The sequence below is a fragment of the Streptosporangium amethystogenes genome (assembly GCF_000721075.1).
GTDB classification, from domain to species: domain Bacteria; phylum Actinomycetota; class Actinomycetes; order Streptosporangiales; family Streptosporangiaceae; genus Streptosporangium; species Streptosporangium amethystogenes.
This window is the reverse complement of sequence record NZ_JOEQ01000012.1, coordinates 171,746-193,494: the sequence shown is the minus strand read 5'-3', so window position 1 is coordinate 193,494 and position 21,749 is coordinate 171,746. Positions and strand designations below refer to the sequence as shown.

The 21,749-nt window shown below is 69.7% G+C and carries 16 protein-coding genes; 12 read left to right on the top strand and 4 right to left on the bottom strand.

From position 1 onward, the window contains the following. Nucleotides 1–76: 76 nt before the first annotated feature. Nucleotides 77–4,048: a type VII secretion protein EccC gene (locus IG98_RS0119345; RefSeq protein WP_030913738.1), complete on the bottom strand. Its 3,972-nt coding sequence runs from the start codon at nucleotides 4,046–4,048 to the stop codon at nucleotides 77–79. 180 nt (nucleotides 4,049–4,228) lie between these two features. Here IG98_RS0119345 and eccD point away from each other — a divergent pair, with 180 nt between their 5' ends. The 10 genes from eccD to IG98_RS0119295 all read left to right on the top strand — a co-directional run bounded on the left by eccD (nucleotide 4,229) and on the right by IG98_RS0119295 (nucleotide 12,865). Continuing rightward, nucleotides 4,229–5,638, top strand: coding sequence for a type VII secretion integral membrane protein EccD (gene eccD, locus IG98_RS0119340; protein ID WP_063766241.1), 1,410 nt, complete (start codon nucleotides 4,229–4,231; stop codon nucleotides 5,636–5,638). Nucleotides 5,639–5,879: 241 nt separating this feature from the next. After that, on the top strand, nucleotides 5,880–6,320 hold the full coding sequence (locus IG98_RS0119335; RefSeq protein WP_030913734.1) for a YbaB/EbfC family nucleoid-associated protein: 441 nt from the start codon (nucleotides 5,880–5,882) through the stop codon (nucleotides 6,318–6,320). Nucleotides 6,321–6,613: 293 nt separating this feature from the next. Next, entirely contained in the window at nucleotides 6,614–6,940 is a 327-nt protein-coding gene (locus IG98_RS0119330) for a WXG100 family type VII secretion target (protein ID WP_030913732.1), read from the top strand. A 51-nt stretch (nucleotides 6,941–6,991) separates the two neighbouring features. Continuing rightward, on the top strand, nucleotides 6,992–7,291 hold the full coding sequence (locus IG98_RS45040) for a WXG100 family type VII secretion target (RefSeq protein ID WP_037970754.1): 300 nt from the start codon (nucleotides 6,992–6,994) through the stop codon (nucleotides 7,289–7,291). An 86-nt stretch (nucleotides 7,292–7,377) separates the two neighbouring features. Then, complete coding sequence (locus IG98_RS0119320) at nucleotides 7,378–7,800, top strand: hypothetical protein (protein ID WP_157594412.1); 423 nt, start codon at nucleotides 7,378–7,380, stop codon at nucleotides 7,798–7,800. 12 nt (nucleotides 7,801–7,812) lie between these two features. Beyond that, the gene (locus IG98_RS47050) at nucleotides 7,813–9,246 is read left to right on the top strand and encodes a WXG100 family type VII secretion target (RefSeq protein WP_051752451.1); all 1,434 of its coding nucleotides are present in this window, start codon (nucleotides 7,813–7,815) and stop codon (nucleotides 9,244–9,246) included. Further along, nucleotides 9,230–9,694 (top strand): hypothetical protein, encoded by a 465-nt coding sequence (locus IG98_RS0119310; RefSeq protein ID WP_030913726.1) that lies wholly within the window; start codon nucleotides 9,230–9,232, stop codon nucleotides 9,692–9,694. The genes IG98_RS47050 and IG98_RS0119310 overlap by 17 nt, the downstream gene beginning before the upstream one ends. A 12-nt stretch (nucleotides 9,695–9,706) precedes the next feature. Then, complete coding sequence (locus IG98_RS0119305; protein ID WP_030913724.1) at nucleotides 9,707–10,984, top strand: hypothetical protein; 1,278 nt, start codon at nucleotides 9,707–9,709, stop codon at nucleotides 10,982–10,984. 23 nt (nucleotides 10,985–11,007) lie between these two features. Next, nucleotides 11,008–12,060 carry a hypothetical protein gene (locus IG98_RS0119300; RefSeq protein WP_030913722.1) on the top strand — a complete coding sequence of 351 codons (1,053 nt, stop codon included), beginning with the start codon at nucleotides 11,008–11,010 and terminating at the stop codon, nucleotides 12,058–12,060. 52 nt (nucleotides 12,061–12,112) lie between these two features. After that, a complete protein-coding gene (locus tag IG98_RS0119295; RefSeq protein ID WP_157594411.1) occupies nucleotides 12,113–12,865 on the top strand; it encodes a hypothetical protein in 753 nt (250 codons plus the stop codon). Nucleotides 12,866–12,971: 106 nt separating this feature from the next. Here the strand turns inward: IG98_RS0119295 and eccB are convergent, their stop codons facing one another. The 3 genes from eccB to IG98_RS47045 all read right to left on the bottom strand — a co-directional run bounded on the left by eccB (nucleotide 12,972) and on the right by IG98_RS47045 (nucleotide 18,003). Beyond that, entirely contained in the window at nucleotides 12,972–14,417 is a 1,446-nt protein-coding gene (eccB, locus tag IG98_RS0119290) for a type VII secretion protein EccB (RefSeq protein ID WP_030913719.1), read from the bottom strand. A 59-nt stretch (nucleotides 14,418–14,476) separates the two neighbouring features. Continuing rightward, nucleotides 14,477–15,583 carry a S8 family serine peptidase gene (locus IG98_RS0119285; RefSeq protein ID WP_245651633.1) on the bottom strand — a complete coding sequence of 369 codons (1,107 nt, stop codon included), beginning with the start codon at nucleotides 15,581–15,583 and terminating at the stop codon, nucleotides 14,477–14,479. A 245-nt stretch (nucleotides 15,584–15,828) separates the two neighbouring features. Further along, nucleotides 15,829–18,003: a protein kinase domain-containing protein gene (locus IG98_RS47045; protein WP_084195489.1), complete on the bottom strand. Its 2,175-nt coding sequence runs from the start codon at nucleotides 18,001–18,003 to the stop codon at nucleotides 15,829–15,831. 375 nt (nucleotides 18,004–18,378) lie between these two features. Between IG98_RS47045 and IG98_RS0119275 the strand changes: the two genes are divergently transcribed. Continuing rightward, a complete protein-coding gene (locus tag IG98_RS0119275; protein ID WP_030913713.1) occupies nucleotides 18,379–19,383 on the top strand; it encodes a methionine synthase in 1,005 nt (334 codons plus the stop codon). A gap of 100 nt (nucleotides 19,384–19,483) precedes the next feature. Further along, nucleotides 19,484–21,664: an NAD-dependent DNA ligase LigA gene (gene ligA / locus IG98_RS0119270; protein ID WP_030913711.1), complete on the top strand. Its 2,181-nt coding sequence runs from the start codon at nucleotides 19,484–19,486 to the stop codon at nucleotides 21,662–21,664. Nucleotides 21,665–21,749: the final 85 nt, after the last annotated feature.

The following is a 21,749-nucleotide window of genomic DNA, read 5'->3' as shown; positions in this document are numbered from 1 at the left end:
CCTTCCTCGGCACCGCCCCCGAGCCGATCATGATCGAGCATAGCGGAGGCGGGTTTGCGGAAGGGGTCGGCGTGACCTACACCTCCGGGGGCGGGAAGAGCGCGGTCTGGATGAGGCGGGCGCCGGACTTCCTGTCGACGTGGTATCCCCGGCCCACCGGAAGCGGATGGGGGCGCACGTTGCCGAATAGGGAACCCTCGTCCTTGTTGCCGGAGAGGATGACCGCGGGGCTGGCCATGTCCTTGACCCGTTGGATGACCGGGTCGAACATCGCCCGGCCGACGCCGCCCATCGCGCGTGACATGACCAGGTGCAGTCCGATGTCGCGGGCCTGCGGCAGCAGCTCCACCAGCGGCTGCAGCGGGTTCGACGAGGTCGCGACGAGGTCGTAGTCGTCGACGACGATGTAGAGGTCGCAGCCCTGCCACCAGTCCCTGGCCCGGAGCTGGTCGGGGGTGAGATTCGCCGGCGGCAGCCGTTTGAGCAGCGCGGCACGGGCGTCGTTGATCAGTTCGAGGGCGGCCACGCCGGAGGCGGCGTAGCCGATGCGGTGCTCGGTGGCGGCGGAGTCCAGCAGCGACCGCCGGTAGTCGATAACGATCATCATGGCCTCCTGCGGGGTGCGCCGGGCGACCAGGCCCTCGGTGACGAGCCGTAGCAGGTTGGACTTCCCGCTCTCGGTGTCGCCCACCACGATGAAGTGCGGGTCCGTCTCGAAGTCGAGCATGACGGGCGAGAGGGTGGCCTCGTCGATGCCGATCGGGATCCGGCCAGGGCCGGTCCGCGTGATGTCGGGCAGCGTCCCGGCGGGCAGTATCGACGGCAGCAGCCGCACGGGCTTGGCGGAGGGGCCCTGCCAGGCGTTCTTGACGGCCGAGACGAGCGCGCGTACCCCGGTGGACAGGTCCTCGGCGTTCCGGACGCCGTCGATTCGGGGGAGCGCGGACAAAAAGTGCAGGCCCTCCTTGGTGAGCCCGCGTCCCGGTACGCCCTCCGGAACGGCCAGTGACGACTTCCGGTTGACCTCGGACTCGTAGGCGTCGCCGAGCTTGAGCTCCACCCGGGTGCCGAACAGGTCGCGGATGCCCGGGCGGAACTCCGACCACTTGTTGGTCGCGGCCACGACGTGGATGCCGTAGCCGAGACCGCGCGCGGCCAGGTCGGTGATCACGGGTTCGATCGTCTCGAACTCCTGCCGGACGGTCAGCCAGCCGTCGACCACGAGGAAGACGTCTCCCCAGCCGTCACCCTCGATCGTCCCGTCGGCGAGTCGCTGCCGGTAGGTGGTGATCGATTCGATGCCCTGTTCGGCGAAGTCGCGCTCTCGTTGCTGCAGGAGGACGGCGATCTCGGCGACCGTACGGCGGACCCGGTCACCGTCGAGGCGGCTGGCGATCCCGCCGACGTGGGGCAGCCCCTCCAGCGAGGCGAGTGCGCCGCCGCCGAAGTCCAGGCAGTAGAACTGCACCTCGCGGGGCGTGTGGGTGAGCGCCATGCTGGTGATCAGTGTGCGGAGCACCGTGCTCTTGCCGCTCTGGGTTCCGCCCGCGACGCCGACGTGACCGGTCGCACCCGCCAGGTCCATCCAGAACGGGTCACTGCGCTGCTCGAACGGTTTGTCGATGATGCCCACCACGGCGTGCAACCGGCCCCGGCCCACCCATCCGGCCGTGGTGAGGCCGTGTTCCGGCGTGATCGACAGCGGCGGGAGCAGATGGCCGACGGTCGGGGGGGCACTCAGCGGAGGCAGCCAGATGCGGTGGGCGGGTGGACCCTGGCCGTTCAGCCGGCCGACCACGATGTCCAGCAGGCTGCTCAGGTCGTTCTGCACGCGTTCGTCCGCCGCCGGCTCCTCCACGACGGGGATCGGGACGAATGCCGGGCCGTACTGCGTCACCTGCTGGATCGCTCCCCGTCCGTCCGGTGTCACCGTGTGGCGCGGGTCCGCCTGGTAGGGACCGGACACGTAGGCGGCCTTGAAGCGGGTCATTCCGGTGGTCTCGAACTTGAGGTAGGCGTTACCCGGGGCGGACGGCAGCTCGTAGGCGTCGGCGACGCCCAGTACGACCCGGCTCTCCATCGCCGAGAACGTGCGCAGGCCCACCCGGTAGGACAGGTGAGTGTCCAGGCCGCGCAGCCGCCCCTCCTCCAGCCGCTGTGAGGCCAGCAGCAGGTGCACGCCAAGAGAGCGGCCGAGCCGCCCGATCATCACGAACAGCTCGATGAACTCGGACTTGGCCGAGAGCAGCTCGCTGAACTCGTCGATGACGACGAACAGCGTGGGCATCGGCGCCAGGTCGGTGCCCTGCTCGCGGGCCCGCTCGTAGTCGCGGAGCGAGGCGTAGTTGCCGGCCGCGCGCAGCAGCTCCTGGCGGCGGACCATCTCGCCGTGCAGGGCGTCGTACATGCGGTCGACGAGGGGGAGCTCGTCTTCGAGGTTGGTGATGACCGCCGAGACGTGGGAGAGGGTGTCGAGGCCGAGGAAGGTGGCGCCGCCCTTGAAATCGACCAGGACGAAGTTCAGGATCTCCGACGAGTGGGTGATCGCCAGCCCGAGCACCAGGGTGCGCAGCAGCTCGCTCTTGCCCGAGCCGGTGGCGCCGATGACCAGCCCGTGCGGTCCCATCCCGCCCTGCGCGGACTCCTTGATGTCGAGTTCGACCACCCGCCCGTCGGAGCCGAGGCCGATCGGCACCCGTAGCCGGTTGCGACCGGCCCTGGGGCGCCAGGTCACCGCCGGGTCGAGGCGGGACGGGTCGCCGACACCGAGCAGGTCGGTCAGCGAGGTGTTCACCGAGAGCACGTCCTGTGTCTCCCCGCCCTTGGCGGTCGAGGCGCGCAGCGGCGCGAGCTGCCGGGCCAGTCCCTCGGACCTGAGGAAGTCCATCCGGTCGGGATCGCCGAGGCGGGTCGTCTGCTCCTTGCCCGCGTGGTCGATCTTGACCATGAAGAAGCCCTCGGGCTGGACGTCCAGCCGCAGGGTGTTCTTCTCCTCGATCGGTGCCGTCGAGCCGGACAGGTCGATCACAGTGACCCCCTGGATGGTGTCACCGCCCAGCTGGGAGTCGGGTGGCACGTGGCCACCGTCGATGATCAGCACGTGGTACGGCAGGGCGGCGGAGGAGGCACCCGGGCTGAACCGGGCCCGCTCCCTCAGCTCGTCGCCGACCAGCTTGTCGAGCTCGCCGAGGTCGCCTGTCATGAGCCGGACCGGGCCCGCGGCGTCGCTCTCCTCGGGGTGCAGCGCGTGGGGCAGCCACTTGACCCAGTCCCACTGCGACATCCACCCCTCGCCCGCGCACACCATGATCCGCATGTCGTCGGGGGAGTGGAACACGGCGATCTGAGCGATCATCGCGCGAGTGATCTCGCGTACGGCCGCAGGGTCGCCGGTCAGCCTGATCCGGGCGAAGGAGTGCAGAGCCACCGCGACCGGCAGCCGGGAGACGGTCGAGTGCGCCCGGACGAACCGTCGCAGCGCACCGGAGGACAGCGCGTCCAGATCCTCCACCGGCTTGGAATCGGGAGGGATGAGCTTGAGGGCGAGTTTCTGCACGCCCGTGCCCAGTCGCACGGTGCCGAAGTCGTCGTCGTTGGGGCGCCGTTCCCACAGGCGCGGACCCATGGCGATCCACCACAGGGAGTCGGGGGCGGGGGCACCCCATTCAAGGGCCTCCCGCTGTTGGGCGGCGGCCCGCCGGACCCTTTTGCGGATCTGGGCGAGGTAGCGGAAGTAGTCGCGACGCAGGCCGTTCAGCCGCTGCCTGCGCTCCCCGGACTGGCGGCCCATCTGCCCCAGCGACATGCCCACCATGGAGACGGCGAACAGGCCGCTCGCCACGTACATGATCGGGTTGGAGTTGCCGCCGGCGGTGAACATCAGGCCCATCGCGGCGCCGCCGGCCAGCATCGGCAGGTAGGTGAGGATCGCGGTGAACCCCTGCGACTCGACCTCGGGAATCTCCGGTGGAGACTCAAGCAGGATCTCGCCCCGAGGCGGCTTGGGCGGGGGACGGCGTTCAGGACGTCGTATGACGACGATGCTCACCCTGGGATCACCCTTCTGGCGGTTCGACGGGTCGTCGGCCACGGATGTTCAGCTACGGCTCCCGCGTATGATCCATTCTCGCCCGCTACCGTATCCGGCGTATCCGTGATGTCTGTGACGTTCACGGGGGGACGGAGGACAATCGTGAGTTCACTGACTCAACCGCCCGCTCCGGGATTGATGCCTCAGACCGCGCTGGCCCGGGTCGCCGCTCCACTGCCCGCACTGTGTCATGTCACGGTGGTGGCCCCCAGGGGGAAGGCGGACCTGGCGCTACCGGCCGACCTTCCGCTGCCGCACATCCTGCCGGGCCTGCTGCAGGCGATGGGCGAGCCGGCGGGCGACTCCGTGACGGCTCCGGGATGGGTGCTCCAGCGGCTCGGCGGCGCCCCGCTGGACATCGGTCAGAGCCTGGGGGCTCTGGGGGTGCTCGACGGTGAGGTGCTCTACCTTCGGCCCCGCGATTCCATCCTGCCGCCGGCCCTGTTCGACGACGTGGCCGACGTGGTCGCCACCAGGGTGAAGGACGGCCCCGGAAAGTGGGACCCGAAGCACACCCGCCTGGCGGGGGTGGGGCTCGCGGTGGTACTCCTGGTCACCGGAACCCTGTCGCTGATGCTGGCGGGGCCGCCGTGGACGGTTCCCGCCGTGCTCTCCGGGGTGTTCGCGGTCCTCCTGATCGCCGCGGGCGCCGTGTTGTCCCGGGCGGTGGGCGACTCCGGGGCGGGTGCGCTGATCGGATACGCGGCGCTGCCCTACGGTTTTCTCGCGGGACTCCTCGCGCCGCTGGGAACCGGAGGGCTGAGCGGGCTGGGCGCGCCCCACCTGCTGTCGGCGTTCGCCGTCACCGTGCTCGTCGCGACCCTCGGTCTCGTCGCGGTCGCCGACGGCGTGCCCGGTTTCCTCGGCTCCGCCGTGGCCGCGGCGGCCGGGGCGGCGGGAGCCGCCGTCGTGCTGTTCTCCGGTGCTCCCGCTCAGGGAGTCGCCGTGGTGACCGTCACGGTCATGCTGGCGTTCGGCCCGCTGATCTCGACGATGTCGTTCCGGCTCGCCGGGATGCCGATGCCCTCGATGCCCACCAACGCGGAGGAGTTGCGGAGCGACAACCAGCAGGTCGACGGCGTGGCCGTCGGGGAACGCGCCGGTCAGGCCCGGCAGTACGCGACCGGATTCGTGGTGGCGACCGCGTTGACGGGGCTGGCGGCCCAGATCTATCTGGCGCTGGACCCGCGCTGGATCGCCACGGCCACCATGCTGCCCCTGTCGCTGACCTTCCTCATGCGAGCCCGGGTCTTCCAGGGGTTTGGCCAGCGGCTCTGGCTGATGAGCGCCGGCATCGGGGGGATCGCCCTCTTCGCGATCTCGGAGGCCGTCGCCGGGGGCGGCCTGATGGCGGTCGGTGTGACGACGGGGGTGTTCTGGGCCGCGGCGATCCCGGCGGGCATCGGCCTGTCGCTGCCGCGTGGGAAACCGTCCCCGTTCTGGGGCAGGGCCGGGGACATCGTGGAGACCCTGCTGCTCGTCGCGTTGTTCCCGCTCGCCCTCGGCGTGCTGGACGTCTACTCCTGGGTACGTGGCCTGGCCGGCTGAGCCACTGCCCGTAGGGCATGGGCTTGTCCTGCCCGGGGGCGATCCGCTCGAAGCCACTCGGCATCGCGTTGTCGTCGGCGTGACCGCGGAAGGTCGGGGGTTTCGCGGAGTTGGACAGGCTCCGGCGTCGGCCCTCGTGATCCCGGCCGTATTGCCACCCCGCGGGAAGGGCGGCTAGGTTGCCCGGAAACTGACCGCCTGTTACCCGTGGGGTAAATGATGCCCGGGGAGGGGACCCTCGATGAGGGAATTCGGGGATTTCGCGAACATCGATATCGACAAGCTGCTGAATGACGCGGACTCGCAGATCGCCCGGATGGGGAGCCTGCAGGAGGACATGGCCAAACTGGTGGGGCGTGCCCAGGACGAGGACGAACTGGTCACGGTGGAATACACGGCCGAGGGGCTGCGTACGCTCGACATCCACCCCAAGGCGATGCGGCTGAGCTCGTCCGAGCTCGCGGAGAAGATAAAGGCGGTCCTCCAGGACGCCTCCCAGGACCTGCAGGTGCGGATGAGCGCGGCGATGGGCGAGACGTTCGGCGAGGAGATGAACCCGATGAAGTTCATCGCCGACCCGGACGTGGCGACGGACCGGCTCAAGTCCGCAGAGGCCGTCTACCAGCGGACGTTCGAGGATGCGATGGGCGAGCTCGACCGCATTCGCCGGAGGCTTGAGTAGCGCCCCGGACCGCCGCGGCCCTCAGTCGTGATCTGACCGGCTCCGTACCGATCACGTTGGGCACCAGCACCGCCCGCGCACCTCTGGCCTGCGCGTTTTTCTTAGTGTGTCCAAAGTGTTATCTGAGCTTGACATGCATTCATGTTAGGTATGTTGCATCAGCTAGCTAACATGCCGTTTGATGATGTTCGCGGCTATGGCCCTTTCTGTTCGCATATGTGGCTTTATACGTGTACGGCCGGTGGGGCACGGCATCGTCGCGACAAAGCAGGCTTATGTCACGGAGGTGGCCGGTGACGGAGTTTTTCGGCGCGAGTGCGTCACAGATCCAAAAAGGATCCGAGCTGGTCGTTGACACCGCGCAGTATGTCGAGGGTCTGCGCAAGGGTGTCGAGACCACGACTCTGGAGTTGACCAGCTCGGGCTGGCTCGGCCCGGCGTCTGCCAAGTTCGTCAGCGCCATGCGCGTCTGGGACGAGCAGATGGTGATCGTGCGACAGGATCTGGAGGAGATCGCCCGGAAGATGGGCGACAACTCCATCGTCTACAGCGCGGCGGACCAGGACGTGCAGGCAGGCATCGGCAGGGTCGACGCTCTCATCAACGCCCCCAGGAGCTAGCGGCACCGTGAGGTGAACCTGCTCTATCCATGATCGAGAACGGAGATCAGCATGTCCGACGACTACACGAAGGTTAACTTCGTCCAGATGGAGCTGGCTCAGGAGGGCCTCCTGAAGGTCGTCACGGCCATGGACAAAGCCACCGACGACCTCATCACCAAGCTCGCAGCAGTGCTGGGCGGCAGCTGGGAGGGCGGTGCGGCGAATTTCTTCGAGGATCACCGCAAGATCTGGGATGCCGCCGAGCGGGAGATGGGAAACCAGCTGAACAGCGCTGTGGCCGCCCTCGGTACCGCGAACGAGAACTACAAGGCGGCCGAGGCGCGTAACAGGGCCATCTGGGGCGGCTGACACGGTCGGTACGCGTCTCACGCTGGTCTCGGCCATCGAGCATGACGCGATGGCCGGGGACCGTTCGTCTTCTTCGAGGGGAAAACGTGAGCAGAGCCTCCATGGACGGTGCCCCAGGCTGGCCCGGGCTGGACGGTAAGGCGGAGCTCGAATACGACACCGCGCTGATGCGGAAGGTCGCGGAGGAGCTGGAGCTGCATCTCGGCCCCCTCAAGGGGGCGGCCCACGACGAGGGATACACCACGGGGTCACTGAAGAGCGTGCAGGTCAACGGCGGGCTGACCGAGCGGGAACTGGGGTCCTGGCCGCAGGCGAGCGCGTTCGCCAGATCCGTCGGCATGATTCCCGACCCCGGCGGGGTCGCCTCCCTCGAACAGGGGAACGCGGCGCTGCGGTATGTCTACCAGCTGTTCATGACGCGGTACGAAGAGGCCATCAAGGCGATCCGCGCGAACGCCGACGAGTATGACAGGGCCGATCCCCACCGAGGAAACGGCGCGGACGCCTAGGAAAGGGGCGTTGTGGGCAGCGATTCAGGGAGCCGGCCGATCCGTGCCACCAACGCGGCGCCCGATCAGGGCGAGGTCACCGCGTCGAGGAGCCAGATCGAGCAGTGGCTGCGGGACACCCTGCCGATGATGGTGGACGACGCGGGGTTCGCCTACACGCACGCCGCGAGCACGATCGGCACCCTCCGCGACGCACTGCCCTCGGCCGCGACGAAACTCAGTCAGTCGTGGCGCGGTGAGGCATCCGCCGAGGTGCAGAAGGCACTGCAGATGCTGCACTCCACCGCCGGGGAACTGGTCTCCACGATGGAGAAGATGGCGGAGGTCCTCAGGCTGTACGGCGGGGTCTATCTCCCGGAGGCCCGCAAGAAGATCGAGGACCTCAAGTCCACCGACGAGCTGTTGCGGACCTTCCCCAAGAAGATCGGGACCACGCCCACGAGGCTACCGACCGAGCCGCAGCTCCTGCCCGAGGTCGAAGACGGTACGGTCGCGGCCCGTCAGGTGCTGCGCACACTGAACTCTCAGATCGTCGATCTCTACCACAAGGTGCCCACGGAGATCTCCTACGACCTGCCGGTCGTGACAATACCGTCGGGTGACCACGTCTACTCCACCGTTGTGTACCGGCAGGGCGACCCGTACCAGAACGGCCGTCCGCCGTCCGGGGAGGGATCACCGGGGGCCGGAACGGGGAGCGGGGGGACGGGCGGTTCCGCGACCGGCGGTGTGGGCCGGGACGGGTCAGGCTCGACCTCGGGTACGGGCGCTTCAGGCTCGGGCGCTTCAGGTCCGAGTGGTTCAGGTCCGGATGGTTCAGGTCCGAGTGGTTCGAGCGCGGGCGGTCCCGGGACGGATACTTCTGATCCGGGCGGTTCTGATCCGGGCGGTTCCGGGAACGAGGGCTCGGGTTCGGACGGCTCCACCGGGACGAACGGGCAGGATCCGTCCACCGCGGCCGACGCCGCGAACGAGGCCGGTACGGCCCAGAACTCACCGGACGACGGAACCGTCCCCGCGGTGCTCGACGGAACGGACGGTACGCCGGGCGGCGACGACCCCCAAAGCACCGAGGTGGCGAGCTTCGTCCCACAGAACCCGGTGGCGGTCCCGGTGATCCAGCAGAATCCGGTCGGGGTCATCGGGCCGACGACGACCGTCGCTCCTCCCGTCACGTCGGTTCCGCCGGTACTGGGCACCCCCGGAGCGGGTTCGGGGACGGTCGTGCCGTCCTACGCCGCGATGGCACGGGGAACAATGAACGGCATGCCGATGATGCCGTTCATGGGCGGCGGGGCCGGTGGCGAGAGCGCCCAGGAGTCCGAGAGGTTCAGTCCGCTGACGGAGGAGAACGACGTCTGGGGTTCGCGCCCCGACGCGACCTCCGCGCTCATCGGTGGATCCGCCACGGATCCGGGAAAGGCACGGCATGGCGATCGAGCTTGACAAGGACTGGCCCGGCCTGACGGTGAAGGGCAACGAACCCAAGTGGGACTCGACCGAGATCAAGCGGATCGCGGGCGAGCTGGAAGAGTCGCTGAAGGCGCTGAAGACGCCCACACAGCCGCCGGCGACATCGGTCGCCCACGCCGCGGGAACCACGTCCCCGCCGCTGCCGGGACCGCCCCCCGGCGCCGGGTCGCTGCCGGACGTCCGGCTCCAGTGCGCGATCGGTCCCGCCCAGCTGGGTGAGTGGCTGACCGCGCAGCAGTTCGCGATCTCGGTCAACACCGCCTACGCGACGCTTATCGGTGATACGAAGGGGTCCGGCGGCGTCTACTCGTCGCTGATCCGGCAGTACGGCGCGGTCATCGAGGCGGTCCTTGACATCGCCAAGACCAACACCGCCGCCGAGCAGGCCAATCTGGAGCCGGGCACCCGGCGCGACGTCTGACGGGGAGCCACCATGGCGGAAACAGAACCGACGTCGCCCAACCGGACCAGCATCAGCCTGCCCAAGGAAACACTCACGCTCTCCCTCTTCCACAGTTCCCTGGACAAGATCAAGAACTGGATCGACAACACCAATCCGGATTCGGTGCGCCGGGCCGGTGACTACTACCTCGCCGCCCAGGCCCTGCTTGAGAACGCCGCGCGAGAGCTCAAGAACAAGGCCGTGGACCTGGCCGGCCACTACCGGGGGCCGGCGAGTGCGGAGACACAGAAACAGCTGCAGTTCCTGCACGCGACCATTCGCGATCTGGCGGCCGAGATGGGGAAGATGGGCCCGCCTCTGCATCGCTACGCGGACACCCTCGCCTGGGCCATGCAGAACATCGTCGTGAAGAGGGGCGAGGACTCACGGTCGGACCACGACACCGACTGGGCGGACATGGTCCCCTTCTACGGGGCATACCGGGTGGAGGACCGGGCCAGGGACAAGTTCTACGAGGTCAACGAGAGGATCGCCGAGCACTACGCGCTGCTCCCCAGTTCCGTGCAGTTGGGGTTTCCCACCCCGACCCCGCTGGAGATCCCCGATTTCAAGCCGGGAGGTTTCTCCCCCGGGGGGTTTCCCGGCGGGGCAACCGGATCGGTCTCGCCATACGGTTCGGGCGGCACGGGTGACCCGTACGGCTCGGGCGGCATGGATGACCTGCCCGGCTCGGGACAGGCGGGGCTGGGACCGTACGACCTGGTCTCGTCGGCACTCGATACGAACGGTGCCGGCGGACCGGGCGGGGAAGGGGCGGATCTGTTCGGACCGGGCCCGGACGCCGGGACTCCCGGCCTCATCCAGCCGTCCGGCCCATCCGGGCTGGACGGGAACGGCTCGGACCCGTCCGTGGAGTTCCCCGGCGGTACCGGGACGTCCGGCCAGGACCTGTCCGTACCGGATGGCGAGACCCGGCTCAGCGGCCTGAACGATACGGGACTGACCGGACCGGCGAACCCCGTGACGACCGGTCTGTCGGCGAACGGCGTGTCGGGCATCGGCACGTCGGGCGGTGCGGGAACGGGCGGGTCGGGAGTGAGCGGTGCGGGGCTCTGGGGAGCGGGCGGTGCCGGCGCCCTCTCCGGAACCCGCGGCGGGGCGTCCGGCATGCCGATGATGCCGTACGGGGGAGCAGGCCATGGACAGGGCGGCGAAAAGGGCCAGGAGCACGAGAACAGCACCGAACTCCTAGAGGACGACGAGGTCTGGGGCAGCGGCGGCTCCACCACGCCTCCGCTGCTCGCGTAGACACGGCACGGGAAAGGGCGGACATGGGCGAACTCATGCCTGATATGAGCGGAATCGCTTCGGGGGCAGGCCTCGGCCCGACGAGCAAGGAGATCGGCTACTCGCCCAGTGAGCTGAAAGCGCTCGGCAATGGCTTCGGTAAGGAGGCGCCGGGCCTGGAGTCACTCGGGAAGAGGACCGGTGCGATGGGCATCGGCTTTCCCGCGTTCGGCGTCGTCGGCATAGGACTGCTGAGTGCCACCGACCAGGCTCGCGACAGCGCCGTCCAGGCTCTCGAAGCCGGCGCGAAGGTGCTGAACTCCTGGAAGACGGCCCTTGCCTCGATGGCCGATGACATCGAGCAACGGGAGAAGGACATCAAGGCCAGCTTGAAGGAGGTTAGGGAGGCGAGCGCCGTTTCCCCGAAGAGCGATCTTTCGGGGCTCGGTGGTGCGGGTCTCGACGGTGCGGGGCTCGGTGGTGCGGGTCTCGATGGTGCGGGCCTCGGGGGCACAGGTCTGCCTGATACGGGCCTTCCCGACAGAGAGCTCGCCGGTATGGACGGCCTCGACCCGACCACGCCCAACCTGGAAGCACGCGACATCGATACGCCGAGCACGGGCCTTCCCGATTCGAACCTGCCCACGTCCGACATTCCAGGGCTGAACACCGGCCTGCCACAGGCCCCCGACACGAACATCCCCGGCCTCGATCCGAGCAACGCGGTCGGCACGTCGGCCACCCCGAACCTCGGCCTGACGGATCCCGGGAAGACGGGCCTGGCGGGTTACACCCCTGCCAACCTGACGACGTCGCAGCCGAGCGTGCCGGAGGCCGGCACCTGGTCGGGAGACTCCGCTCGTTCCGCCGGCTACTCGTCCGGAGCCGCGGGCGGCGGGCAGTCTCCGCTGGCCGGCGCGCGCGGGGCCGCAGCGAACGGTATGTCGGGGATGCCCTTCATGCCGATGGGCGGTGCCGGCGCCGGTGGTGAACAGAGAAAGGAGAACAACAGCTCACTCGCGGGCCTTTCGGGGGATGAGGGGGACTGGGAGGACGACATCGACGTCGCTCCCGCGGTGCTCGGGCAGGAGTCATGATCGACGAGAATCGGTCTTTGACGGTCCGCTGCTCTGATGGAAGGTGCTCGCCGTGAGTTATGAGGAAGACAAGGCGATTTACATCGCGGCGGCGGCGGCCGCCGCCTCCGCCGCGGTCATCCTCGTCAACCCCCTTGCGAAGACCATCGCTCTGATGATCGGCAGCATGATCTCCGACCCCGCCGGGATGAAGAAGCTGGCAGATCAGTGGCGTGACTCGAAGCTGGGGGGCGAGTCCGTGGATCTCGGCGCCCTAAAGATCACGATAGCCGAGCTGAAGGCGAAGGCCGAGGCCGAGGGATGGAAGGGCGAAGCACGCAAGCTGTTCGACTCCTCCTCGGACACCTTCCTCAGGGAGATGAACAAGCTCGCGAACCACCGGAACAGCGCCGGCGACACCGTCGATCAGACCGCGCTCATCTTCCACTACGGCGCCGGGGTGGCGTTCCTTGCCGCGTCCACCATGAGCGTACTGGCGACCATAGCCCTGGCTTCCACGTTCGTTCCCGCCTTGAGGGTAGGCGTGCAGATCGCGATCACCCAGACGCTCAGAAGCATCGGCACGAGTCTCCAGGCGGTGATGAAGATGAAGCTGAAGGGGGTCTTCGTCGCCGCCACGATTCTCGGCATCGTGAACATGTACAGCGCCTCCCAGGCGGCGTTGTTCCCCGGCCTGGAGGCCGTGAGCGACAAGGTACCCGACTTCGGAAGCGCGGGATTCGGCTACACTTCCGGCACCCTTTCCCCCTCGTTGGACCTGGGTGCCGCTCAGCAGCCCAAGAGCGGATTCCTGGGCATCTTCTGACCTGGACCGGCCTCCTGGCGGGCTCCGCCAGGAGGGTCTGGACGACGAGGACCCGGACCCCGAGGACGGGGCCGCCCGGTGAGCGCGTGGACGGCAGGTCCCGCGCTCACTGCTGGGGGCGGGCGGCCGACGGCTGCTCCACGCGTACGGGGTTCCGCGCGGCCACGGGATCGAGCACCGGGCCCTCGGGGATCAGGAGCATGAGCTGCGCGGGGAGGGGGGCGACGTTCTCCACCGCGTACCCGAGGCTTCCCAGCGCCTCCGGGGACTGGATGGCGTGCCGCCGTCCCTGGTCGCCGATGAGATAGAGCGACTGGACCGAGTCCAGCCTGCCGTTTCCCGGCAGCACTCCCAGCAGGGCGCCGGTGCCGGGCGGGAGCACCACCTGGTCGACCGCGTCCTGGCTGAACCGGCCCGTCGGCGGCGTGGGTATCCGCACCGTGCTCTCGATCGTCAGCGTCGCCTGGGTCGAGCCGCGCTCCGTGTCGGAGTAGACGGCGCAGAGCGGGTCCGTCGGATTCGGAGTGATGATCTTCGGCATGGTCGGGGGAAGCCCGCCGGAGTCCATCCGGGTGGCCGACACCTTCATCCCGTTCACGCTGGCGGCGTCCGTCTCGATCGGCAGCGCCTGCCGCCGGCCGTACGCCTTCTTGCTGTCGGGGTGCTGCAGCAGCAGGTTGACCTGGGTGGGGTTGAGGCCGGCCAGCCCATCGGAGAGCAGGACGTACCACTTCTCGGGAGCGCCGACCAGCGCGGGCACCCGGTACACCCGGCCCACCACGGACCTCTCCCCGCCGGGCCCGCGGGCCGCGCGGCCGAGGCCGGGCACCTTCGGGCCGCGGAAGTCAGGTCCGACGGGCAGCGCGTTGAGCCAGGCCGCGGGGACCTGGCGGCGCGCGCCTTCCGGCAGCGCCCGCACATTGCCGACCGGTACCAGCATCCGCTGGTTCGACCAGAGCAGCCAGGTCTCGTTCCCCTCCTCGACGACCATGGCGCTGTCCGCCCCGATCGGGCGGCCTCCGACGTTCAGGCCGCCGACCAGCGAGGTGTGCAGCCGGCGCTCGCCTCGGGCGTCCGCGCTCTCCACCACACAGGCCGACCACGGGGTACGGACCAGCTTGTCGGGGGCGGGCAGCGACTGGGGGGCACCGGAGATGCCCACCATCACGCCGCGCTGGAAGCCCGCCAGGGAGGCCGAGCTGACGGTGCGTACGGTCACCTCCTGCTCGCGCAGGAGCAGCCGGGCGGAGGTTATGTTGGCGACCGGGAGCATCTCCTTCCGTGACGCGCTGTAGACGAGGATCGCCCCCGACTCCTCCTCCACGATCACGGTCCCCGGCTCGGTGAGCGCGGTCGCGCCACCGGGAAACAGCAGCCCGGCGATGCCGAAGCCGGCCGTCACCAGCACCGCGACCAGCAGACCGCAGAACATCGCCACATTGAGCCTGCGCATCGGCGACTCGGGCAGGTCCGGCTCGCCCTGGAGCAGGGCCAGATTCAGGCGCTGGACCATCAGTTTGTGCGCCTGGTAGAGGTCACGACGGGTCTGCATGTCACTCCCACCTCGCGGCTCTCGCCGGGGAACGGCGGATGCCGGAACTCATCGCGCGCTCACCCGCCACTCTCGATCCGGGCGGGCCGCCATCCCCGGCGCCGGCCCAGTGGGGTCACCAGCCTGGTCAGGACGGCCAGGACCGCCAGCGAGAGGGAGACCAGGGCGACCCAGGCGGCGACCGCGGTCCCGCGGGAGTCCTCCACCGGGATCCGCGGGATCGCGTCGGCCGGCAGCGGGGCGGCCTCGTCCGGAGCGATCGCCACCGTCTCCGACGGCAGGATCGCCGAGACGGCCAGCAGCGGGTTGATCATTCCCGAGCCGGTCCCGACCCCGGCACCGCCGCCGGCGGTCAGCCTGATCCGCCGCTGCACCGCCAGGTGGTCCAGCCCCGGGTGACGGGCGCGCACCAGCGCCGCGACCCCGGCGACGTACGGCGCCGCGAAGCTGGTGCCTTCCAGCCCCTCGGCGTAGGCGCTGCCGGGTGAGGTCGAGGTGATGTCGACGCCGGGGGCGAGCACGGAGACCGGGGTGGTGGTGCTGGAGGACGAGGCCCTGGTGCCGTCCGGGTTGGCCGAGCCGACGGAGATGACTCCGGGATAGGCGGCCGGGTAGGCGGGCGTGGAGGTGCCGTCGTCCTTGGAGACGTTGCCCGCGGCGGCCACTATCACCACGTCCTGGGCCAGGGCGTAGTCCACCACCTTCTTCAGGTCGGGCTGGTCGTACGCCTTGACCGACACGTTGATCACGTCGGCGCCGAGCCGGACGGCCCGCAGTATCGCGTGGGCCAGCCGCCCCGCCTCTCCGACGTCCTTGTCCGTGTGCTTGATGGATATCAGTTCGGCCTCCGGCGCGACGCCGGCGAACGGCACTCCCTTGATCTCGCTTCCCCCGATGATGCCCGCGACCCCTGTACCGTGCCCGATGCAGTCGCCTCCGCCCGTTCCGGTGAGGTCGATCAGCGACCTGGCCATCTTCGACAATTGCGGGTGGGTGACGTCCACGCCGCTGTCGACGATCGCGACCGTCACCCCCGCGCCCCTGGTCAGCTTCCACACCTCCGGCAGGTTGAAGCGCCGCTGGGCCCATGACTCCCGGATGCTCTTCGTCCCGCGGGGCGGAGAGCAGTCGGCCGTCCCCGTCGCGGAGGTGGGCACGGGAGTCATGATCGTCACTGCGAGCACTCCCGCGACAAGCTTCCCACCGATCATTGAAACCCCCGAAACAGCTGGACGTCGGACAGCGCTCTTCATCTCTCAGAGGGCTGGGCGGGGTCTCCGCCATCACATGACCGTGGGCGGCCCGGCCCCGTTCACCTGCTCCTGGAGGCCGGCGAGCATCCGCCGGCCTCACCGTCATCGGTAGGGGAGAGCGGCATCACGTGCCCTCCCCTGCCGCGTTCACCTCGGGGTCATCCGCAGTTGGCCCAGCCCGTGCTGGTGCTGCCGCCGGGGCCGCCGCCGGAGATGCGCACGCACTTGCCCTTGGCGGGAACGTAGGCCGGGCCCGCGTAGTACTTGTAGTTGCCCCGCTCGGTCCTGGAACCGCCGCCCTGGGCCTCCAGAGTGGCCCAGATCTGCGTCTCCTTCCCGACGTCGGCGGTCTTCATCGTGACCGCGCAGTTGGTGCCGGTGGAGGTGTTGTAGAGCTGGTAGGTCGTTCCGCCGCTGAACGAGGCGGACCGCTGCACGTAGTAACCCGCCCCGCAGACCTGCTGCGGGCTGTAGGGGTTGGAACGCTGCGCTGCCGCGGTCGGTTTCGGAGCGGCGGTGGTCGGCTTGGCCTCGGGGGGTGCCTCCGGGTTCACGACCGGGGGGTTGGTGGCCGGCTTCGACGAAGCGGGCTTGGACTGGGTCGGGGCCGGAGACCGGGGAGCCTCCTGCGTCCGGCTCGGCTCGGGCTCGGTCGGGGCCGGAGACTGGGGGGCCTGCTGCGTCTGGCTCGGCGTCGGTTGTGGCGTCCGCTGAGGTTCGGTGGGGTCGGGAGTCGGCCTCTGCGTCTCCTTGGGCTTCTCCGTCGGACGGGCCTTCCGCGTCTCCTTGGCCTTCTCCGTCTCCGTCGCCTGGGGCTGGGGCTGGGGCTGGGGCTGGGGCGGTGCGGTGATCGGCGCGGTGGGGGCCGGAATCGTCGGCACTGCGGCCGGCGGCGAGGTGAGCGGGTTCAGCGTCGGAGGGGTGGGGGCATCGGTGGACAGCTGCAACGGCCCGACGTCTCCCACCCGCGGCTCCGGTGTCACGCCCCAGGGCACGGTCACCCGGTTGGCCGGGTCGTCCGCGGCGCCCTGGCCCGGATCTCCACCTCCCTGACCGGGACCCGTACCTCCTTGACCGGGATCCGTACCTCCCTGGAGAGGATCTCCGCCACCCTGGACCGGATCCGTACCGCTCTGCCCCCGCCACTGGCTCGCCAGCGCCAGTGGGGCCTTTTCGTTCGCGGCGGCCTGTTCGACGTCGCCCAGCGAGGCGTAGCTTCCGGCGGCCCAGACGCCGAGGCCGGACATCAGGGCGACCACGCCGACACCGGCCACCAGCATGAGGGGGAAACCCGCGGACCTGCGCTGCTCCTTGGCGGGCTCGGCGATCACCGTCCCGCTCAGCGGGGGCGGGCTTCCCGGCAGCGGCGGTGTGCTCCAGAGCGGGGCCGCCGGTGGCAGCACCGAGGCCGGATACAGGGCTCCGTTCTGCGGGCCGGCGTTCGCGCCGGGAATGTTCGGGCCGCCCTCGGTGGGAGGGGAGGGAGCCGGCAGGAGTGCTTCCGTGGGCTGCTCGCCGAGCAGTCGCAGCATGGCCGCTTTGGTGTCGGGCCGGGCCTCCGGGCGGCTGTCCAGGCAGAGGGCGATGAGGGAGCGGAGCCCCGACGGGACGCCGGTCAGGTTCACCGGGCCCTCCGACGCCGCGTCGGCCCGCTCTGTCTCGGGCCGATCAAGGAGAGGCGGTTGCCCGGTCGCCGCGTAGCAGACCGTCGCGGCCCAGGCGAAGAGGTCCGCGGGCCTTCCTGACGCGGTGGCCGGGACCGGTGCCTGACCGGTGCCGGCGGCGAACGCCGGGCTGACGTGCTCGGGGGCCTCGGGAGCGCGGTATCCCGGCTCGGAACCGCTGTCGCCGAGGCCGATGTCGCAGACGCGGGGACCGTCGGGACCAAGGAGCACGGTGTCGGGACTGAGCCCGCCGTGGACGAGGCCGGACAGGTGGACGGCCGTGAGCGCGGTGAGCGTGCTGACGGCGAGTCGCTCCAGGGTGTCCCCGCTGAGCGGTCCGTCGGCGGTCACCGCCTCGCGCAGGGAACGACCCTCGACATGCTCACGGACCACGTAGGGGGAGTCGTCGAACCAGCCGACCTCAAGGAGCCGGGCGGTGTGCGCGCCGGACACGCGTCTGGCGGCGTGCAACTCGTTTGTGATCCGTTCGCAGGTCTCCGGGTCGGCGCCCGGGCGTGCTTCCAGCACGCGGATCACCCGGAGGGTGTCCTCGTCCGGCAGATGACCCAGGTAGACGGCCTGCGTGGGATCTTCGACGAGCCGGCCGACCAGGAGGTGAACACCGATGCGCTCCGGATCTTCCGGCAGCAAAGGGTGTAGATCGCCCATGGAGTTCCTTTCCGGCTCAGATCTCTCTACTGGTACTTAACGATTGATCAAGCACCATCAAATCAAATCAGGCTCACCTGAATCACCGTTTTCATCCGTTCTTCATGTTTTTTCGCCTGTCGAGGGTGGGATGACTGTTTCATTTGCGTATCGGAGTAATGGCGAAGTCGCTTCTGGTAACGAGGGCGGCGATCCTCCGTCTGACACACCGCTGACACACCGCCCCGGCACCGGGAATCGATCGGTGGGATCGCGGGAGGGGAGGTCACTCGGGCGGGTGCGGGAATCCGGCGGTCCTAAGCTGGCCTGGGTGGGTGCGCCGGGCGGACGCCGGTGAGCATCACCCATGTCCCGACGCGAAACCAGGAGCAGTCAATGAGCCAGTACCCGTGGGGCGAGGCGACCGCGACCGGCATCGGGTCGCATCCGGGAGAGGACCAGGCCGAGGCGGTCAGGGTCGTCCTCGGCGAGTCACCCGCGCTGCCGTATCTGCCGGAGTTGCCCGCCAGAGGCGTCGGCGCCGACATGATCGGGCGCACCGCCTCGCTGCTGCTGGAGATGCCGGTGGAGGTGCAGCCCTCGGGCTGGCGGTTCGCCGACCGACCGGGCCGCGATTTCAAGCGCGCCCGCGACCACCTGGTACGCGACCTCGACGCCCTGGAAGAGGCGTCCCAGGGATACCAGGGACCCTTCAAGATCCAGGTGTGCGGTCCGTGGACGCTGGCGGGAGCGGTCGAGCTCAAGTACGGCGACAAGACGCTCGCCGATCCGGGAGCGGTGCGTGACCTGGTGGACTCCCTGACCGAGGGACTCGCCGCGCACATCGCCGACGTACGCCGCAGGGTGCCCGGCGCCTCGGAGATCGTGGTCCAGATCGACGAGCCGGGGCTGCCCGGCGTCCTCGCGGGCACGGTACCGACGGCCTCGGGCTTCGGGCGGCTGACCGCCGTCGACCGCCAGGTCGCCGCGGAGCGGCTCGGCGCGGTGTTCCCCGCGGGGACGTTCGTCGTCGTGCACTGCTGCGCCCCCGCCGTGCCCTTCCGCGTGCTGCGCGCGGCGGGGGTGGCGGGCGTCTCGCTCGACGCCCACCGGTTGAACAGGCGCGACGAGGACGCGATCGGCGAGGCGGTCGAGGCGGGGACGGCCCTGTTCCTCGGTGTCGTGCCGGGCGTGGACGCGAAACTTCCCGACGTCGGCGTGGTCGCCGGACCGGCCGTCGAGCTCTGGCGCCGTCTCGGCTTTCCCGCCGCGACGCTGGCCTCGCAGGTGGTGCTCACCCCGGCCTGCGGCCTGGCCGGGGCCTCGCCCGCCTACGCCAGGGCGGCCCTGGCCACCTGCCGCAAGGCCGCCCGGGTGCTGCAGGACGATCCCGGCCAGTGATCCCGGCCGCGGGCGTGCCAACTCGTGGTAAGGAGGGGCACGGATTGTCGGTGCTCAAGGATACGTTTGGCTTGGCCGACGACGAGGGGAGAGGCGGGCGATGGGCGCTGAGGTCGAGGGCGTGCCGGTGCGGGCGTTGGAGCGGCACGCGGAGCTGACCGAGCTGGTCGAGGAGGCCAACTGGCGCTACCACGTGCTCGACTCGCCCACCGTGAGTGACGCCCAGTACGACGGGTGGATGCGCGAGCTGCGCGAGCTGGAGGAGGAGAGCCCGACCCTTCGCACGCCCGACTCCCCCACCCAGAAGATCGGTGCGCCGATCTCCAGCGATTTCAATCCCGTCGAGCACCTGCAGCGGATGGAGAGCCTCGACAACGCCTTCAACGCCGAGGATCTCGCCGCCTGGCGGGCGAGGGCCGAGCGGCTGGCCGAGCGCGATCCCGCACCCTACCTGTGCGAGCTGAAGATCGACGGTCTGGCGATCGCACTGGTCTACGAGAGGGGCCGCCTGACCAGGGGGGCCACCAGGGGCGACGGTCGCGTCGGTGACGACGTGACGGCCAACGTCCGCACGATCGCCAACGTGCCGCACCGCCTGACCGGCGACGACGTGCCCGACCTGGTGGAGGTCAGGGGCGAGGTCTACATCCCGGTCGAGGAGTTCGGGAAGCTCAACGAGCAGCTGGTCGAGGCGGGCAAGGCGCCGTTCGCCAACCCGCGCAACTCCGCGGCGGGCTCCCTGCGGCAGAAGGATCCGCGCATCACCGCGCAGCGGCCGCTGCACATGATCGTCCACGGGATCGGCAAGTGGGAGGGGACCGCCCCACCCCGCACCCAGTCGGAGATCTACGATCGGCTCGCGGCGTTCGGCCTGCCGGTCAGCGACCTCTACCGGGTCGTCGACGACCTTGAGGGCATCAACGACTTCATCGGCTTCTACCGCGAGCACCGTCACGACCCGGCCTACGAGATCGACGGCGTCGTGGTCAAGGTCAACCGCATCGAGCTCCAGCACAATCTGGGCTCCACCAGCCGGGCCCCCCGCTGGGCGATCGCCTACAAGTATCCCCCCGAGGAGGTCAACACCAGGCTCCTCGACATCCAGGTCGCGGTGGGCCGCACCGGCAGGGTCACGCCGTACGGGGTCATGGAGCCGATCGTGGTGGCAGGCTCCACCGTCGAGCGGGCCACGCTGCACAACGCCTCCGAGGTCGCGCGCAAGGGTGTGCTGATCGGCGACACCGTGGTGCTGCGCAAGGCGGGCGACGTCATCCCCGAGATCGTCGGCCCGGTCGTCGACCTGCGCGACGGCACCGAGCGGGCGTTCGTGATGCCGGAGCGCTGCCCGGAGTGCGACACCGAGCTGGCGTACGAGAACGAGGGCGACGCCGACCTGCGCTGCCCCAACACCAGGGCGTGTCCCGCCCAGCTCCGCGAGCGCATCTTCTTCGCGGCCGGTCGCAGGGCCTTCGACATCGAGGGGCTGGGCTACGTGGCGGCCACCGCGCTGACCCAGCCGCTGCCACCGCAGGAGCCGCCGGTCCGCACCGAGGCGGACCTGTTCGATCTGACGATCGAGCAGCTGCTGCCGATCAGGTCGGTGGTCCGCGACCCCGACACCGGGCTGCCCAAGGCCGATCCGGAGAGCGGCGAGCAGAAGGTCGTCACCTTCTTCGCCAACCAGAGCGGCGAGCCGAGCAAGAACGCCGAGAAGATGCTGGAGCAGCTGGAGAAGGCCAAGGGCCAGCCGGTCTGGCGGGTGCTCGTCGCGCTCTCCATCCGGCATGTCGGCCCCCCGACCGCCCAGGCGATCGCCGCGGAGTTCGGTTCCATCCACGCGATCGCGAAGGCCTCCGAGGAGGAGCTCGCCGCGGTCGAGGGCGTCGGCCCGCGGGTGGCCGCGGCGATCCGCGACTGGTTCGAGGTCGACTGGCACCGGGAGATCATCAAGCGCTGGGCGGACGCCGGGGTCCGGATGGTCGACGACCCGCCGGCCGAGCAGCTCCCGCAGACCCTGGCCGGGCTGACCTTCGTGGTGACCGGCACGCTCGCCGACTTCACCCGCGACGAGGCCGGTGAGACCCTGGCCACCCGAGGCGGGAAGGTCTCGGCGTCGGTGTCGAAGAAGACCTCCTTCGTGGTGGTCGGGGAGAACGCGGGTTCCAAGTTCGACAAGGCGGTGAAGCTCGGCGTGCCGATCCTCGACGAGGCCGGTCTGCGGGTCCTGCTGGCCGAGGGACCCGAGGCGGCGGCGAAGGTGACGGTGCGGCCCGAGAAGTGACGGAACCGCCTCGCCGCCGTGCGCAAGAACGCCCGAATTTTCAGTGACGGAACGTGCGCAACCGGTTTCGCGAAGTGGCCCGTAG

Bases quoted from the DNA above. Each gene is read 5' to 3' on its own strand.
- eccD (WP_063766241.1), top strand. From the start codon at position 4,229: ATGCCTCAGACCGCGCTGGCCCGGGTCGCCGCTCCACTGCCCGCACTG.
- IG98_RS0119335 (WP_030913734.1), top strand. From the start codon at position 5,880: ATGAGGGAATTCGGGGATTTCGCGAACATCGATATCGACAAGCTGCTG.
- IG98_RS45040 (WP_037970754.1), top strand. From the start codon at position 6,992: ATGTCCGACGACTACACGAAGGTTAACTTCGTCCAGATGGAGCTGGCT.
- IG98_RS0119310 (WP_030913726.1), top strand. From the start codon at position 9,230: ATGGCGATCGAGCTTGACAAGGACTGGCCCGGCCTGACGGTGAAGGGC.
- IG98_RS0119305 (WP_030913724.1), top strand. From the start codon at position 9,707: ATGGCGGAAACAGAACCGACGTCGCCCAACCGGACCAGCATCAGCCTG.
- IG98_RS0119300 (WP_030913722.1), top strand. From the start codon at position 11,008: ATGGGCGAACTCATGCCTGATATGAGCGGAATCGCTTCGGGGGCAGGC.
- eccB (WP_030913719.1), bottom strand. From the start codon at position 14,417: ATGCAGACCCGTCGTGACCTCTACCAGGCGCACAAACTGATGGTCCAG.
- IG98_RS0119285 (WP_245651633.1), bottom strand. From the start codon at position 15,583: ATGACTCCCGTGCCCACCTCCGCGACGGGGACGGCCGACTGCTCTCCG.
- IG98_RS47045 (WP_084195489.1), bottom strand. From the start codon at position 18,003: ATGGGCGATCTACACCCTTTGCTGCCGGAAGATCCGGAGCGCATCGGT.
- IG98_RS0119275 (WP_030913713.1), top strand. From the start codon at position 18,379: ATGAGCCAGTACCCGTGGGGCGAGGCGACCGCGACCGGCATCGGGTCG.
- ligA (WP_030913711.1), top strand. From the start codon at position 19,484: ATGGGCGCTGAGGTCGAGGGCGTGCCGGTGCGGGCGTTGGAGCGGCAC.